Raw genomic sequence first — 15,121 nt, 5'->3', positions numbered from 1 at the left:
TGATAAGCGATATCGCCATCAGGCATCAAGGTGAAGCGTCAACGTTTCACCTTGTTCACCCACCAGATCCCCGAACAGACCAGCACCAGCGCCAGCGCATATTTCCATTCGAGAATGTTTTCGCCGAGGAATATTGCCGACAGTACCGCCCCAGAAACCGGGATCAAGAAGTTAAACGGCGCAATCATCCCCACGCGATTATGCTTGAGCAGAATACTCAACAAGGCGAAAGCGACCGAAGAGAGTAACGTCAGGTAGCCCAGAATTGCCACTGAAGACGCACCGTGTACGGTCAGCGTGCCGCCAAAAGCGTAGCCACCGATAACCAACACCAGACCGCCACCGCCCAACTGGTACCCTGTCATTACCGTCGGGTCCACCGTCTGAGAAATACGTTTTCCATATAGCGTGGCAGCAGAGAGAATAAAGGCCGCCATCACTACTGAGCCGTCGCCTAACAGGCTGAAACTAAAATCCATTCCGCTGCTAAAGTTCACAACCATCACCCCAGCAAAGCCGAGGATACAACCCAGCGCTTTGTTGTAGCTCAGTTTGTCGTTATGGTAGATAAAATGGGCCAGCAGCACACTGAAGAAGGTCCCGGTCGCATTCATGATGGACCCTTTCACCCCCGTCGTGAACGCCAGACCAATATAGAAGAAGATGTATTGCAGCGAGGTTTGCGTCAGTCCCAACAGCGTGAGTTGGCCGTACTGACGCGGGCTTAACCGGCCAATCGGTTTACGCTGCGCTACAGCCAGCAGTAGCAGCAATAATCCCGCAAACAGAAAGCGATATCCGGCAAAGACAATCTTTGAGGGAATGTCATCCGTGGCAATCTGGAAGATCTCATATCCACTTTTGATCGCCGGATAGGCGCTCCCCCACAACAGGCAGCAGAACGCCGCGCTCAGGTAGACAACGTTTTTACGCGCAAACAGAGGTTGGTGCGTTGGTTCCATTCCATCACCACTTTGAAATAATGTTTTATTTTTGTGATTATCCCGAAAAGGATAAAGAATAGCCAGAGAGAAAAGCGGGGGAACAGAAAAGCAAAACGCCGGCACAGGGCCGGCGCTTTTACGCGGTCATCAGAATAAAAACTTATTCTGCAACTACGTTTACAGTCAGCTTAGCAAACACTTCGCTGTGAACCTGGAAGCTCACTTCGTGCTCGCCAGTGGTACGCAGAACGCCGTTCGGCAGACGAACTTCGCTCTTAGCTACTTCAACGCCAGCTGCAGTTACAGCGTCAGCGATGTCGCGAGTACCGATGGAACCGAACAGTTTACCTTCGTCGCCAGCTTTAGACGCGATGGTTACGGTTTCCAGTGCGTTGATTTTCTCAGCACGAGCTTCAGCAGCGGACAGAACGTCAGCCAGTTTAGCTTCCAGCTCAGCGCGACGCGCTTCGAAAAATTCAACGTTTTTCTTGGTAGCAGGAACAGCTTTACCCTGTGGTACCAGGAAGTTACGAGCATAGCCCGCTTTAACGTTAACCTGATCACCCAGGCTACCCAGGTTTGCTACTTTATCAAGCAGAATAACTTGCATTACCTTATCCTCTCAAAGTCGTATTAATGGACCGTGACCGATTACTGATGACGATCAGTGTACGGCAGCAGGGACAGGTAGCGAGCGCGTTTGATAGCGCGAGCCAGCTGACGCTGATATTTTGCACGGGTACCGGTGATACGGCTTGGGACAATCTTACCGCTTTCGGTGATGTAGTTTTTCAGCGTAGCGATATCTTTATAGTCGATCTCTTGAACGCCTTCCGCGGTGAAACGGCAGAACTTGCGACGACGGAAATAACGTGCCATATGGCTAGTCTCCAGAATCTATCAATTCAATCTGCTCGGCATGCAGAACCATTTTGCTCAGGCCGTTCTTTGCCTTGTGGCAAGAGATGAACCCCTGAACGGTCACTGCGCTACCGACCGTTATACTGTGAGTAATGGCCTGGTTTTCGTGTCCGCTAATAATAACGGGCATTTGGCACCACGCCTGCCGGTGAAACCCGGCTTCCTCCTGCACAGAACGATGCTCAAGCACGAACTGGCAATGAGGAATTCCTGATGGACTGACCTTTCGAAGGGGGGCCCTGCACACGGTGCCGGACAACGCCAGACGGTTGGTCATCAGAAATTACTCTTCAGAATCCCCAGCTTCAGCATCATCTGCGGTTTCGTTAGCGAAATCATCGCGACGTTCACGACGCTCGTCTTTCGCTTTAACCATCGGAGATGCTTCGGTAACAGCGTGTTTAGTACGCATAACCATGCTGCGGATAACGGCATCGTTGAAGCGGAAGGTAGTTTCCAGCTCATCGATCACTTCCTGCGGCGCTTCAACGTTCATCAGAACGTAGTGAGCTTTGTGCAGTTTGTTGATCGGGTAAGCCAGCTGACGGCGGCCCCAGTCTTCCAGACGGTGGATCGTGCCTTCTGCACCAGTGATGGCAGCAGTGTAGCGTTCGATCATACCCGGAACCTGTTCGCTCTGGTCAGGATGGACCATAAAAACGATTTCGTAATGACGCATCGAATTGCTCCTTACGGATTATTCAGCCTCCTGTCTGGGTCAGCCGAGGCCCATGGAGGCAAGGAACGTGTTAAAGGTCGGCTGAAAAATGACGCGTCATAATACTGGGGTCAGCAGGTAAACTCAAGGTGCTTGTACGATTATTTATCATGTCGCTATTAATACATATCCAGCAGCATTTTGATGCTGATACAAATGGAGACAATGACAATCATGGGTCGGATGACTTTCTTACCGCGCGTCAGTACGACTGTCGCACCAAGACGTGCGCCAAGGGATTGCCCTGCAAACATCACCAGCCCAAGCGACCAGATCATTTTACCACCGAAAATGAAGAACAAAATCGAGGCGATGTTCGACGCCAGGTTAATAAAATTCGAGTGGATTTGCGCTTTATCAATACTGTATCCCCACAGCAGAATATAGCTGAGGGTATAAAAGGAACCTGCCCCAGCACCGAGAAAGCCATCATAAAAACCAATACATCCCCCACCGATCAACGAGAAGAGAAACAGGGATACCTGCTGCTTTCTTTTCGGTTCGCTAAGGTTTGGCGTAAAAATAAAGTAAATGGCGACTGCGATAATCAGGATTGGGAGCAGTTTCTTCAGCAATTCCGGTTCAATGAACTGGATAAGCGTCGTTCCCAGCGCAGAACCGATAAAGGCAGATAAAAACACATACTTGTGCTCCTGCACGTTGATATGTCCCCGGCGTAAAAAGTAAATTCCAGAGGTCAGAGAGCTACCCAGAGCCTGAATTTTATTGGTTGCCAGCGCATTAGCCGGGGGTAAACCAGAAATTAAGAGTGCGCCAATAGAGAGAAATCCACCACCGCCCGACACCACGTTAATAAAGCCAGCCACCAGCGCGACCATAAACATAACCACGAAATAGCTGAAATCCATGAATGAAGTATCCATAAGTTTTTGCCTTATTATCATAAAGTTATATTAATTATCCAGCTCACTATAAACGGCGTACTCAACCGATTAAATTGACTATTTGGTAAGAGCTTATGCGCGAAAGGCAGGTATTTTTTCACCGCAGCGGTATACACCAGCAGACTGTTAATTAAAGAAAAGATGGCTATGCGGTAATTTTTTGAACAACTGCATCAGAAATGGTCGCTATCGACTGCGCTGGTAGCGGTTAAAATTACATCAGAAGTTAATCACTCACAGGAGAGAGGCAACCAGAGACCGCAGTCGAGGAGGTACATATGCGAGCCCGTGTTTTGACCCTTCTGGCTGTGCTTTTGCTCAGTGCAAATGCAACGGCAGCCATCAAAATTGATAACCATCAGGCCAGGAACATGGATGATGTGCAGAGCTTAGGCGTCATTTACATAAATCATAACTTCGCCACTGAAAGTGAAGCCACTCAGGCCCTGAATGAAGAGACCGATGCGCAAGGCGCAACCTACTACCACGTGATCCTCACCAGGGAACCCGGTAGTAACGGAAATATGCACGCCAGTGCAGATATTTATCGTTAACACCAGAAATAACCAACGAGAACATTGCCACAGTTTGACTTGCCCCCTTCACTGGGGGCTTTTTTGCAAAACAATCCCGAAGCCAGACCGATCTCATCCCCATGAAGAGTTGGCTCCGGAACGTTTATTCCTACTTCTGCCCGTAATAGGCATTTGGGCCGTGCTTACGCATGAAGTGCTTATTCATCAGATAACTGTCGATGGGGCTGAGCGCCGGATTAATACCGCGCGCAATCCACGCCATCCGCGCCACCTCTTCCATTACCACGGCATTGTGTACCGCATCATGGGCATCTTTCCCCCAGGCAAACGGACCGTGCTGATACACCACAATCCCCGGCGTATGCAGTGGTTCAACGTCACCCAGCGTTTCGATGATCACCTCTCCGGTATTCAGCTCATATTCACCCTGAACCTCTTCTTCGCTTAGCGCCCTGGTACACGGAATATCGCCAAAGAAATAATCCGCATGCGTGGTGCCAAGCGCCGGAATAGCCATTCCTGCCTGCGCCCATGCCGTCGCGTGGGTTGAGTGGGTATGCACCACGCCGCCAAGAGAGGAATAGCGGCGATACAGCGCCAGATGGGTGGCGGTATCGGAAGAAGGACGATAGCGTCCTTCCACCACGTTGCCGTGCAGATCCACAACCACCATGTCATCCACTGTCATTGTTTGGTAGTCGACGCCGCTGGGCTTAATCACCACCAGCCCGCGTTCGCGGTCGATGGCGCTGACGTTACCCCAGGTAAACGTCACCAGCCCGTAGCGCGGCAGATCCATGTTGGCCTCAAAAACCTGCTGTTTGAGTTTTTGCATTACACCGCCTCCTCCAGACCGGCGCTGGCCATACGCGCTTTCACCCAGTCGCGCGCCTTCGCCACTTCACGTGCCGGATCGTCCGCCGTTTCACTCCACATCTCAATCAGGTATGGCCCGCAATACCCACTCTGTTTGAGTGTCGCAAAACAACGTTCGAAATCGACAACCCCTTCACCAAACGGCACATTTTTGAATACGCCAGGTTTGGTATCTTTCACGTGTACGGCAACGATATGGCCCATTCCCGCCTGTAGCTCCATCTGCACATCGTTGTCCCACGCCGACAAATTGCCGATATCGGGATACAGCTGGAACCACGGGTTATTCAGGTAGTGTGCGTATCCCAGCGCCTTGCTAATAGAGTTCATCAGAGGATAATCCATGATCTCCATCGCCAGCGTCACCTGCGCACGACTTGCCATCTCGACGCTCTCTTTCAGCCCGTCACGGAAGCGACGACGCGTTTCGTTATTGGCCTGCTGGTAATAAACGTCGTAACCCGCCAGTTGAATAACGCGAATACCGATATCCTGCGCAAACTGAATGGCTTTACGCATGATCTCCAGCCCCTGTTCGCGTACCGCATCATCTTCACTACCAAGCGGGAAACGACGATGAGCGCTCAGGCACATGGACGGTACCCGTATCCCTGTCTCAGCGATTGCGGCCACCAGCGCCAGTCGCTGCTCGCGGTTCCAGTCAAGACGCGCCAGGCGAGCGTCGGTTTCATCAACCGACATTTCGACAAAGTCAAAGCCCAGTTCCTTCGCCAGCTGCAAACGCTCCAGCCAGCACTCCCCGCCGGGGAGTGCCTTTTCATAAATACCGAGCGGGACCTGTTTCGACAACATAGTCGCTCCTTATCCCCACAGCTGGGCGATAGAACGTTTGAACTGGCGAGCCGCTTCCACCGGAGAGACGGCATCGCGAATGCTGCGACCGGCAATAAAGACGTGAATCGGGATTCCCTGGAACAGCGGCAGATCTTCCAGCGCCAGACCGCCGGTGACAGTGACTTTAAAGCCCATCTCGGACAGGCGTTTGATCGCGCTGATATCCGCCTCTCCCCACGCCACACCCGCCGCCTGCGCATCACGGCTGCGGTGATACACAACTTGCCCAATGCCCGCGTCACGCCACTCTTGCGCCTGCTCCCAGGTCCAGTAACCCGTCAGTTCAATCTGTACATCACCGTTAAATTCTTTCGCCACCTCCAGTGCCCCCTTGGTGGTGTTGATATCCGCACAGCAGATGACGGTGACCCAGTCAGCGTTGGCTTCGAAACACATGCGGGAGAGGATTTTTCCCGCATCGGCAATTTTGGCGTCCGCCAGCACAATTTTATGCGGATAAAGCGCTTTCAGATCGCGAACGGCGCGCACGCCCTCTGCCACGCAAAGAATAGTGCCCACCTCAATGATATCGACCTCTTCGGCAATCAGACGCGTCGTTTCATACGCGGAAGACATTGATTGGTTATCCAGCGCAACCTGCAACATAGGTAATGACATTTTGGTATCCTTTTTAAACAGCCGCCGCAGTGGCGTTATCAATTAAATCCAATACTTCCTGCGCGGTGCGGCAGACGCGTAAACGGTCGAAATTGGCTTCGTCATCAAAGAGATTCACGATCTGCATGATGCCCACTTCCTGATGCGTGTTGGCGTCAACTGCCGCCATCGTTATCAAAATATCGACCGGGTCGTTATCTTCGTGGTTAAACACCAGCGGCGTTTTCAGCGTCACCAGCGCAAAACCGGTTTTCTTGACCCCTTCCTCCGGACGGCCGTGCGGCATCGCCAGGCCTGGCGCAATCACAAAATACGGGCCAAACTGCTCAACGCCATCAAGGATGGCCTGGTAGTAGCGTGGTTCAACCACATCGGCCTTAACCAACAGATCCACACCAAGCTTTACCGCTTCCTGCCAGGTACTGGCCTCGGCTTGCAAAAGGATGGAATTATTGTCTGCCAGCGAGTCACGTAATTTCATATGCCGCCCCCTTACTTCACGTCCTGCGGGAAATGCGCTTTGATCACTTCCAGCAGTTTTGGTCCAAAATCGGCAGGAGACAGCATGTTGCGTACGCCAACGACATATTTATTGCCAGAAACGGTAATCTCACCGGCGATATGCGTAGAGGCGATGATGATATCCGCGCCGCTCAGTTCACTTTTGTATTCACCCACGGCGCAGCTGTTTACCGTATGGTCAATATTTGACTGGGTTAAAAACTGGTCCACCTTCATTTTCATGATCATGGAACTACCCTGCCCATTGCCACACACAGCCAGAATACGTACGGTCATAATCGGAACTCCTTATTAAGCAGAGTGTTCTGCCAGTTGTTTTTCTGCGTCTTCCTCAGCGCGCAACGTGCGTCCTGCGAAAAACATATAAGCCAGTGCAATCAGAATAATGACGGCCATAAACACGATGCCGATGGAGGCAAAGCCTTGCATCATCGGCGGTGCCAGAATTGACCAGTCCGCCATGCCCATCCAGGCGCTCATACCAGTGAGCTTCACCGCCCAGACGCAGCCGAAGATTTCGATCATCCCCATCACCAGGCAAATCTTGAGCGCTGCACGCCAGCCGCCAAAGTGGTTAGCAAATACGCCGATAGTGGCGTTCGAGAAGAACATCGGGATAAAGCCTGGGATAATCAGGATGGAAGAGCCGCAGGCCACGAGAATACCTACCGCAATCAGTTGGCCGATGGTGCCCCACATAAAGCCCCAGACCACCGCGTTGGGGGCAAAGCTGTATATCGCTGCGCAGTCGATTGCCAACACCGCGCCGGGGATCAGACGTTGAGAGATACCGTTGAACGCTTCTGAAAGTTCAGCAACGAACATACGTACGCCCTGGGTGATGATGAAGATAGCGACAGCAAACGAAAAACCGGTTTGCAGGATATACACCGTCCAGTGGGTTTTACTCGCCATCGCCTGAACCACATCAATGCCGAAAGAGAGCAGGATCGCCCCGAAAAAGATGGTCATCACAATCGCGGTGGAAACGATGTTGTCATGGAAGATATTCAGCCAGCCTGGCAGCTTGAGATCTTCTACGCTCTCCTCTTTCTTACCCAGATACGGCGCGACTTTGTAAGCAATCCAGGAGGCGAACTGCTGCTGGTGACCGATGGAAAAACCGCAGCCATCGGTCACTTCCTGGGTCGGTTTGTACATCATATTGGAGGTAATGCCCCAGTAGAGCGACACCAGCACCGCGGTACAGATGATGGTGGTCCACATCGGGTAACCAAAGATGTAGAAAGAGACAGCAATCAGCCCCGCCTGCTGGAACATGATGTGCCCAGTCAGCATGATGGTTCGAATGCCGGTAATACGCCGTAGCAGTACGTAACAAATGTTCAGCGCCAGCGCCAACAGTACGGCGTACCCTACCCAACTGTAGGCATCACCCATTCGTTCGATGGTTGCCATCATGGAGGCATAGGTATCGGAGATCGCGCCATTGATACCGTAAACCTCAGACATCTTCGCCACTACCGGTTTAAACGTGCTGGTCAGAATGCCCGACCCTGCCTGCAATAACATAAAACCGATAATCGTTTTGATCGTGCCTTTGATAATGACGCTGACACTTTTACGCAACAGGATGTAGCCGAGGCAGGTCACAATACCCAACAGCAACGGTGCATTGGTCATGACCTGATTAAAAAAGACGGTAAAGATGTTGTAGAGGATCTCCATAACGATCTCCAGTAGACGAAGTTGCTGAACATTCATTACAGATGCCCAGGATGTTGTGCCCCCACTCTAATTTTCAAAAGTAATCACAACAAGATTGAATTTGATTAAATGTGATGCAGTACGCAAATAATTCTCTTACTTGCAGAGTGGATTTACTTCGAATTCGTCAGAGTCAAAATAAACCTATTTAAAACAATCAAATACAAAAATACATCTCATATAAACCATCTTGTCACGTTGTAATTTGTTCACACTTTTCCATCCAACACCAAAAATCGACGCATTGCCTTCTTGATAAAATGATGTCAGTATCAATCAAAACAAATCACAATTTGATTCAACTTGAACAAACATGAAGGTAATTGCGATGAGTAAAGTAAAAAGCATCACGCGTGAATCATGGATCCTGAGCACATTCCCGGAGTGGGGAAGCTGGCTGAATGAAGAGATCGAGCAGGAACAGGTCGCACCTGGCACTTTCGCGATGTGGTGGCTCGGCTGTACCGGAATTTGGCTGAAGTCGGAAGGCGGGACTAACGTTTGCGTCGATTTCTGGTGCGGAACGGGTAAACAGAGTCATGGTAACCCGCTGATGAAAACCGGTCACCAGATGCAACGTATGGCGGGGGTGAAGAAACTGCAGCCTAACCTGCGCACCACACCGTTTGTTCTTGATCCGTTTGCCATTCGTCAGATCGATGCGGTGCTGGCCACGCACGATCATAACGATCACATCGACGTAAATGTTGCGGCAGCCGTCATGCAGAACTGTGCCGACGACGTGCCGTTTATTGGACCGCAAACTTGTGTGGATCTGTGGATCGGTTGGGGTGTACCAAAAGAGCGCTGTATCGTGGTAAAACCAGGTGATGTAGTGAAAGTGAAAGATATTGAAATTCATGCGCTTGACGCATTTGATCGTACGGCATTGATTACGCTTCCTGCCGATCAAAAAGCAGCAGGCGTGCTGCCGGATGGTATGGATGCCCGCGCCGTAAACTATCTGTTCAAAACGCCGGGCGGTACGCTTTATCACAGCGGTGATTCACACTACTCCAACTACTATGCAAAGCATGGCAACGAGCACCAGATCGACGTCGCGCTCGGATCATACGGCGAGAACCCACGGGGTATTACGGACAAAATGACCAGTTCCGACATGCTGCGTATGGCGGAGGCCCTGAATACAAAAGTGGTGATCCCTTTCCATCATGATATCTGGTCAAACTTCCAGGCCGATCCTCAGGAGATCCGCGTACTGTGGGAGATGAAAAAGGATCGGCTGAAGTATGGCTTTAAGCCTTTTATCTGGCAGGTGGGTGGCAAGTTCACCTGGCCGCTGGACAAAGATAACTTTGAATATCACTATCCGCGCGGCTTTGACGACTGCTTCACGATTGAACCGGATTTACCGTTTAAATCGTTCTTGTGATCCACACAAAATGCCGGGTCATCCCGGCATTTTTTCCCATTTACTTTAGTATTTCCAGGCTATTTCAAATATCATCTTTTCAAATCAATTTGTATCGGAATAGCTCATGACTGAAGCACAAAGACATCAAATATTGCTGGATATGCTGGCGCAGTTGGGCTTTGTTACCGTTGAGAACGTGATTGAGCGTCTGGGGATTTCACCCGCCACAGCACGCCGGGATATCAACAAACTCGATGAAAGCGGCAAACTCAAGAAAGTCCGCAACGGCGCAGAAGCTATTACCCAACAGCGACCGCGCTGGACGCCAATGAATCTGCACCAGGCACAGAACCACGATGAAAAAGTTCGCATTGCCAAGGCGGCATCCCAGCTTGTGAATGCGGGTGAAAGCGTGGTGATCAACTGCGGATCGACCGCTTTCCTGCTGGGTCGCGAAATGTGCGGCAAGCCGGTGCAGATCATCACTAATTATCTGCCGCTGGCAAACTATCTGATCGACCAGGAGCATGACAGTGTGATCATCATGGGAGGGCAATATAACAAAAGCCAATCCATCACGCTTAGCCCGCAAGGCAGTGAAAATAGCCTGTATGCCGGGCACTGGATGTTCACCAGCGGCAAAGGGTTGACCGCAGACGGACTGTATAAAACCGATATGCTGACCGCGATGGCCGAGCAGAAGATGCTTAACGTGGTGGGCAAACTGGTGGTGCTGGTCGATAGCAGTAAAGTCGGTGAACGTGCGGGAATGCTGTTTAGCCGCGCCGATCAAATCGACATGCTGATTACTGGCAAAAATGCAGACCCTGAGATTCTGCAACAGCTTGAAGCCCAGGGTGTGAGCATTATGCGCGTTTAAAGGTGCTGGCGGAAAAACGTCACTGTTGCGGCCAGCGCTTCTGGCGTAATACGATGGCGCACACCGGCTTCCCACAGGCAGGTCAGATTGTTGTCCAAACCTGCCTGAATCAGCGCTTGCTGTAAGCGGAAGGTTTCAACAGCCGGTACAACATCATCATCCTGTCCATGCCACAGCAGCAACGGCCTGTCAGCGAGGCGTGGTAACTGATGCGTAACATCCCATTCGGCAAGCGGGGCGATAACGGCATCAAATTCCGCCTGCTGCTCTGGGGTCTGAACCAGTAAAGGGGGAAAAAGCGTCTGCGCAAGCCGGGTAAAATAGCCTGAACCCATCAGGTTGGCTACACATTTAACCTCAGGATGGCGCGCCATTATGCCCAATGCTGTCATTCCCCCCATCGACGCCCCACCGACGGCAAGCCGCTCATCTGAAAGCCAATTTTCCGCCTCCAGCGCCGCACGTAACGTCGTAAACTCCTGCATATTTTGCTGCAAAATATGCCAGAAGCGGCGCATTCGCACCCTGGCATCGCTTTTGAAGCGAGCGCCATGGTCGGGCGCATCTGGCATGACGACACGGAACCCGGCCTGAGCCAGCGCAACGGCAAAATAGCTGTAAACCAGGCTTGAAGAGGTAAACCCGTGATAGAAGATAACACAAGGGAGTGAACATTCGCGTTTGCCAGCCGGAACGGCGTGCAGGACAGGTATACCCGCCAACTGTCGTGTTTCAATTTCGATCATTTGTCGCCTCTTTCTTTCTGGTATGCCATGCAGCAATACTTAACGCAAGCGAATGTGTTCGGCAATGATTCATAATGTTGAGAACTGGGTTACGCTTTCGCAACATTTTCATTCGAAAATCGCGTGAGAGATAACAATTCGGGAACATTCCCCTAAAGGGAAATTAATAAGGCACTACACTATGGCTATCAGGAAACGAGATAGAGTTATGCGTCGGTTTGCCTCTTTGTTGTTGGTTATGTTTTTAAGCGCCTGTAGCGTGCTACAGGGAACGCCACAACCCGCACCGCCCGTTGCCGACCACCCGCAGGAGATCCGCCGTGACCAGAGTAATGGGTTACAGCGATTAGGGACGGTTAGCGCGCTGGTAAGAGGCTCTCCGGATGATGCGCTGGCAGAGATCCGTGCCAAAGCCGCCGCGGCTAAAGCTGATTACTACGTGGTTTTATTAGTGGATGAAACTATCGTGACGGGCCAATGGTATTCACAGGCTATTTTGTATCGTAAATAACATTGGGTTGAAATTTAGTCAGCTTTACATTGCTTTGCGCCCCTATGCGTTTACCTGTGCACAATAAACCAACAGCAGGAAGCTTGAGGTTTATTATCGCGATGGAATGCCCTGCCGTGTGTAGGGGTACGAATAATGGAGCTGACGATGAAACAATCACTTGCCTTATCCTCACTGCTGCTTTCTGCCGGACTGGTAGGTACTACGGCGCAGTCTGCCGAATTCGCCAGTGCTGACTGTGTTACTGGCCTGAACGAAATTGGCCAGATATCTGTCAGTAACATTGCAGGAAATCCGCAGGATGTAGAACGTGTTGTCGCGTTAAAAGCGGATGAACAAGGTGCCTCATGGTATCGGATCATTCAAATGTACGAAGATCAGCAGCCCGACAACTGGCGCGTACAGGCCATACTCTATGCTTAACACATTGCCGGATGGCGTAAACTTATCTGAGCTACAGTGAACTGTAGACATGATAAGACGCGAAAGCGTCGCCATCAGGCATATTATTACCGTAATCCCCCCGTTGCCCGCAGAAGCAAATCGTTCAGCACCTGCTCAGACAATCGTAGTCCCCCCCGCGTATCAAGCATAATTTGGCACCAGGCCTGCGCCACTGGTGGAGAGGCATAGCGCAACATCTGCGCTCCGCAACCAAGCAGGAAAAGCTGCTGCGTAATCTCCCGCCCCAATGCCTCGCTGGGTTTACGTAAACGCTGCTGGAGCTGACGCACCATTCGATCGTAATGTCGGTCTTGCCCTTTGACTTCCGCAAAGGCTTCACTGAGCATCTCGTATATGCCGGGTTGTTTGGTTAGTACCCGCAATACATCAAGGCACATAATGTTGCCAGAGCCTTCCCAGATACTGTTTACCGGCATTTCACGATACAAACGCGGCAGCTCGCTCTCCTCGCAATAGCCAATCCCACCCAGCACTTCCATCGCTTCTGCCACAAATGGCATACCGCTTTTGCAAACGGAGAATTTCGCCGCTGGCGTGAACAACCTGGCCCACAGCGCTTCTTTAGCATCAGCACGACGGTCCCAGGCCCGCGCCAGTCGAAACAGTAACGCCGTTTGACCTTCCAGTTGGAGCGCCATCCGACCTAACACTTGGCGCATCATCGGTTGTTCAATCAATGGCTTGCCAAAAACTTGCCGCTGGTGAGCATGGTAAATCGCGACGGAAAAAGCACGTCGCATCATACCGTGACTGCCGAGCGCACAGTCAAAACGCGTCATCCCCCCCATTTTCAGGATATGGCGTATACCTTCCCCTTCTTCACCCAATAGCCAGCCAATCGCATCGTGGAATTCTACCTCGCAGCTGGCGTTGGAGCGGTTGCCTAACTTATCTTTCAATCGCTCAAGACGGATAGCATTACGCTGCCCGTCAGGTAAAAATCGCGGCACAAAAAAGCAGGATAATCCTCCCTTAGCCTGGGCCAGCACTAAATGGGCATCGCTTTGCGGCACGGAGAAAAACCACTTATGTCCCACCAGCCGATACGAGCCGTCAGCAAGACGTTCTGCCTGAGTGGTATTGCTCAGCACATCTGAACCACCCTGCTTCTCGGTCATGCCCATGCCGATAAGCAGCCCACGCTTTTGCCCTCCGGGCAGTAAATGCGAGTCATAACGGTCGCTTAGCAGCGGCGTAAGCCAGTCGTGAAAGGGGGCGGGTAACATTTGAAGTAACAGCGGCGTGGCGGCAAAAGTCATGGTCACCGGACACAACGTGCCAGCTTCAACCTGCGCATGCAGCATGAAACGCGCCGCCCGTGCAACAAATGTTCCCTGCCTCGCATCTTCTTCCCAGGCCAGATTATGTACGCGGTTGGCGCACAATCCCTGCATCAGCAAATGCCAGGCAGGATGAAAACGCACATCATCCAGCCGCTGCCCCTGCGGGTCGTAGCGCAACAGTTCAGGTGGAAAAGCATTGGCCAGACGGCCCAGTTCGAGCGACTCGGCAGTCCCTAGCTGCTGACCAATACTGGCGAGAAGATCGCTGTCCCAACCAGCGCCTTCGCGGATAACCGCTTCGCACAGCGCGCCATCGGACAAATATAAGTTACTGTTATTGAGCGGTACAGGTTGGTTAAAAACGGTATGCGTTTGCCAGTGCATTGTGTCTCCCTCCTTCAATGGCCGTCGCTTTAAGTATGGTCAGCCAGATAAGAGAGTGCCTGGGATTCAGGTCACAAAAAAGCCATCCCGAGGGATGGCTTAAGAGACATAGAGAATAAATTAACCGCGCTGGCGGACGGCTTCAAACAGGCAGATACCCGTCGCAACTGAAACGTTCAATGACGAAACGCTCCCTGCCATCGGGATGCTGATCAGTTCGTCACAGTGTTCGCGGGTCAGACGGCGCATACCTTCACCCTCTGCGCCCATCACCAGCGCCAGACGACCGGTCATTTTGCTCTGATAGAGAGTATGGTCGGCTTCACCTGCGGTTCCGACGATCCAGATATTCTCTTCCTGCAGCATACGCATGGTGCGCGCCAGGTTGGTCACGCGGATCAGCGGTACGCTTTCTGCCGCACCACAGGCCACTTTTTTCGCCGTCGCATTCAACTGTGCGGAACGATCCTTCGGTACGATTACAGCATGTACGCCAGCAGCATCGGCGCTACGCAAGCATGCGCCCAGGTTATGCGGATCGGTGACGCCATCGAGGATCAAAAAGAACGGCTGATCGAGCGTAGCAATCAGATCCGGCAGATCGTTTTCCTGATACTGACGGCCCGGCTTCACGCGAGCAATAATCCCCTGATGTACCGCACCCTCGCTTTTCTCATCCAGAAACTGACGGTTAGCCAGTTGAATGACAACACCCTGTGCTTCCAGTGCGTGGATCAGCGGCAGCAGGCGTTTATCTTCACGACCTTTGAGAATAAAGACGTCCTGGAAGCGCTCAGGCGCACGTTCCAGCAGGGCCTGCACCGCATGGATGCCGTAAATCATTTCACTCATGA

Annotated in this window: 20 protein-coding genes; 5 read left to right on the top strand and 15 right to left on the bottom strand. The window is 51.7% G+C overall.

Annotated features, from left to right (window positions below; genetic code table 11):
• Positions 1-38: 38 nt before the first annotated feature.
• From OGX94_RS05535 to OGX94_RS05505, 6 genes are all read right to left on the bottom strand, one after another.
• Positions 39-962: a DMT family transporter gene (locus OGX94_RS05535; RefSeq protein WP_286568856.1), complete on the bottom strand. Its 924-nt coding sequence runs from the start codon at positions 960-962 to the stop codon at positions 39-41.
• A 142-nt stretch (positions 963-1,104) separates the two neighbouring features.
• Entirely contained in the window at positions 1,105-1,554 is a 450-nt protein-coding gene (gene rplI, locus OGX94_RS05530) for a 50S ribosomal protein L9 (protein ID WP_003025676.1), read from the bottom strand.
• A gap of 41 nt (positions 1,555-1,595) precedes the next feature.
• Positions 1,596-1,823 (bottom strand): 30S ribosomal protein S18, encoded by a 228-nt coding sequence (gene rpsR / locus OGX94_RS05525; RefSeq protein WP_000135199.1) that lies wholly within the window; start codon positions 1,821-1,823, stop codon positions 1,596-1,598.
• A gap of 4 nt (positions 1,824-1,827) precedes the next feature.
• Positions 1,828-2,142: a primosomal replication protein N gene (gene priB, locus OGX94_RS05520; RefSeq protein WP_003025674.1), complete on the bottom strand. Its 315-nt coding sequence runs from the start codon at positions 2,140-2,142 to the stop codon at positions 1,828-1,830.
• Between the two features lie 6 nt (positions 2,143-2,148).
• Positions 2,149-2,544 carry a 30S ribosomal protein S6 gene (gene rpsF / locus OGX94_RS05515; protein ID WP_003025672.1) on the bottom strand — a complete coding sequence of 132 codons (396 nt, stop codon included), beginning with the start codon at positions 2,542-2,544 and terminating at the stop codon, positions 2,149-2,151.
• 158 nt (positions 2,545-2,702) lie between these two features.
• Complete coding sequence (locus OGX94_RS05505; RefSeq protein WP_286568854.1) at positions 2,703-3,467, bottom strand: TSUP family transporter; 765 nt, start codon at positions 3,465-3,467, stop codon at positions 2,703-2,705.
• A gap of 299 nt (positions 3,468-3,766) precedes the next feature.
• On the opposite strand from OGX94_RS05505, the gene yjfY reads away from it, so the two are divergent.
• A complete protein-coding gene (yjfY, locus tag OGX94_RS05500) occupies positions 3,767-4,042 on the top strand; it encodes a DUF1471 family protein YjfY (protein WP_003025668.1) in 276 nt (91 codons plus the stop codon).
• A 130-nt stretch (positions 4,043-4,172) separates the two neighbouring features.
• On the opposite strand, the gene OGX94_RS05495 is transcribed toward yjfY, so the two are convergent.
• The 6 genes from OGX94_RS05495 to ulaA are packed head-to-tail and all read right to left on the bottom strand — an operon-like array spanning position 4,173 to position 8,584.
• Positions 4,173-4,859, bottom strand: a complete 687-nt coding sequence (locus OGX94_RS05495; protein ID WP_257662238.1) for an L-ribulose-5-phosphate 4-epimerase — start codon at positions 4,857-4,859, stop codon at positions 4,173-4,175.
• Complete coding sequence (locus tag OGX94_RS05490; protein ID WP_257662237.1) at positions 4,859-5,713, bottom strand: L-ribulose-5-phosphate 3-epimerase; 855 nt, start codon at positions 5,711-5,713, stop codon at positions 4,859-4,861. The genes OGX94_RS05495 and OGX94_RS05490 overlap by 1 nt, the downstream gene beginning before the upstream one ends.
• Before the next feature lie 9 nt (positions 5,714-5,722).
• Positions 5,723-6,373: a 3-keto-L-gulonate-6-phosphate decarboxylase UlaD gene (gene ulaD, locus OGX94_RS05485; RefSeq protein ID WP_257662236.1), complete on the bottom strand. Its 651-nt coding sequence runs from the start codon at positions 6,371-6,373 to the stop codon at positions 5,723-5,725.
• A gap of 13 nt (positions 6,374-6,386) precedes the next feature.
• Complete coding sequence (gene ulaC, locus OGX94_RS05480) at positions 6,387-6,854, bottom strand: PTS ascorbate transporter subunit IIA (protein WP_257662235.1); 468 nt, start codon at positions 6,852-6,854, stop codon at positions 6,387-6,389.
• A gap of 11 nt (positions 6,855-6,865) precedes the next feature.
• Entirely contained in the window at positions 6,866-7,171 is a 306-nt protein-coding gene (gene ulaB, locus OGX94_RS05475) for a PTS ascorbate transporter subunit IIB (protein WP_003025655.1), read from the bottom strand.
• Positions 7,172-7,186: 15 nt separating this feature from the next.
• Positions 7,187-8,584 (bottom strand): PTS ascorbate transporter subunit IIC, encoded by a 1,398-nt coding sequence (gene ulaA / locus OGX94_RS05470; protein ID WP_257662314.1) that lies wholly within the window; start codon positions 8,582-8,584, stop codon positions 7,187-7,189.
• 367 nt (positions 8,585-8,951) lie between these two features.
• On the opposite strand from ulaA, the gene ulaG reads away from it, so the two are divergent.
• Positions 8,952-10,016, top strand: a complete 1,065-nt coding sequence (gene ulaG / locus OGX94_RS05465) for an L-ascorbate 6-phosphate lactonase (protein ID WP_003025649.1) — start codon at positions 8,952-8,954, stop codon at positions 10,014-10,016.
• Positions 10,017-10,122: 106 nt separating this feature from the next.
• Positions 10,123-10,878: an HTH-type transcriptional regulator UlaR gene (ulaR, locus tag OGX94_RS05460; protein ID WP_286568848.1), complete on the top strand. Its 756-nt coding sequence runs from the start codon at positions 10,123-10,125 to the stop codon at positions 10,876-10,878.
• Here the strand turns inward: ulaR and yjfP are convergent.
• The gene (yjfP, locus tag OGX94_RS05455; protein WP_257662233.1) at positions 10,875-11,624 is read right to left on the bottom strand and encodes an esterase; all 750 of its coding nucleotides are present in this window, start codon (positions 11,622-11,624) and stop codon (positions 10,875-10,877) included. The genes ulaR and yjfP overlap by 4 nt on opposite strands.
• Before the next feature lie 181 nt (positions 11,625-11,805).
• Between yjfP and bsmA the strand changes: the two genes are divergently transcribed.
• Positions 11,806-12,135 carry a biofilm peroxide resistance protein BsmA gene (gene bsmA, locus OGX94_RS05450; RefSeq protein ID WP_057066585.1) on the top strand — a complete coding sequence of 110 codons (330 nt, stop codon included), beginning with the start codon at positions 11,806-11,808 and terminating at the stop codon, positions 12,133-12,135.
• A gap of 147 nt (positions 12,136-12,282) precedes the next feature.
• A complete protein-coding gene (yjfN, locus tag OGX94_RS05445; RefSeq protein ID WP_003830465.1) occupies positions 12,283-12,558 on the top strand; it encodes a DUF1471 family protease activator YjfN in 276 nt (91 codons plus the stop codon).
• Between the two features lie 86 nt (positions 12,559-12,644).
• Here the strand turns inward: yjfN and OGX94_RS05440 are convergent, their stop codons facing one another.
• On the bottom strand, positions 12,645-14,267 hold the full coding sequence (locus OGX94_RS05440) for an isovaleryl-CoA dehydrogenase (RefSeq protein ID WP_149335660.1): 1,623 nt from the start codon (positions 14,265-14,267) through the stop codon (positions 12,645-12,647).
• A 120-nt stretch (positions 14,268-14,387) separates the two neighbouring features.
• Positions 14,388-15,119: a 23S rRNA (guanosine(2251)-2'-O)-methyltransferase RlmB gene (gene rlmB, locus OGX94_RS05435; RefSeq protein WP_003830482.1), complete on the bottom strand. Its 732-nt coding sequence runs from the start codon at positions 15,117-15,119 to the stop codon at positions 14,388-14,390.
• Positions 15,120-15,121 lie beyond the last annotated feature (2 nt).

Source organism: Citrobacter sp. Cpo037, assembly GCF_030332945.1.
Taxonomy (GTDB): domain Bacteria; phylum Pseudomonadota; class Gammaproteobacteria; order Enterobacterales; family Enterobacteriaceae; genus Citrobacter; species Citrobacter portucalensis.
Note: the sequence above shows the minus strand (reverse complement) of the source record. Positions and strands in the feature narration are given on the sequence as shown.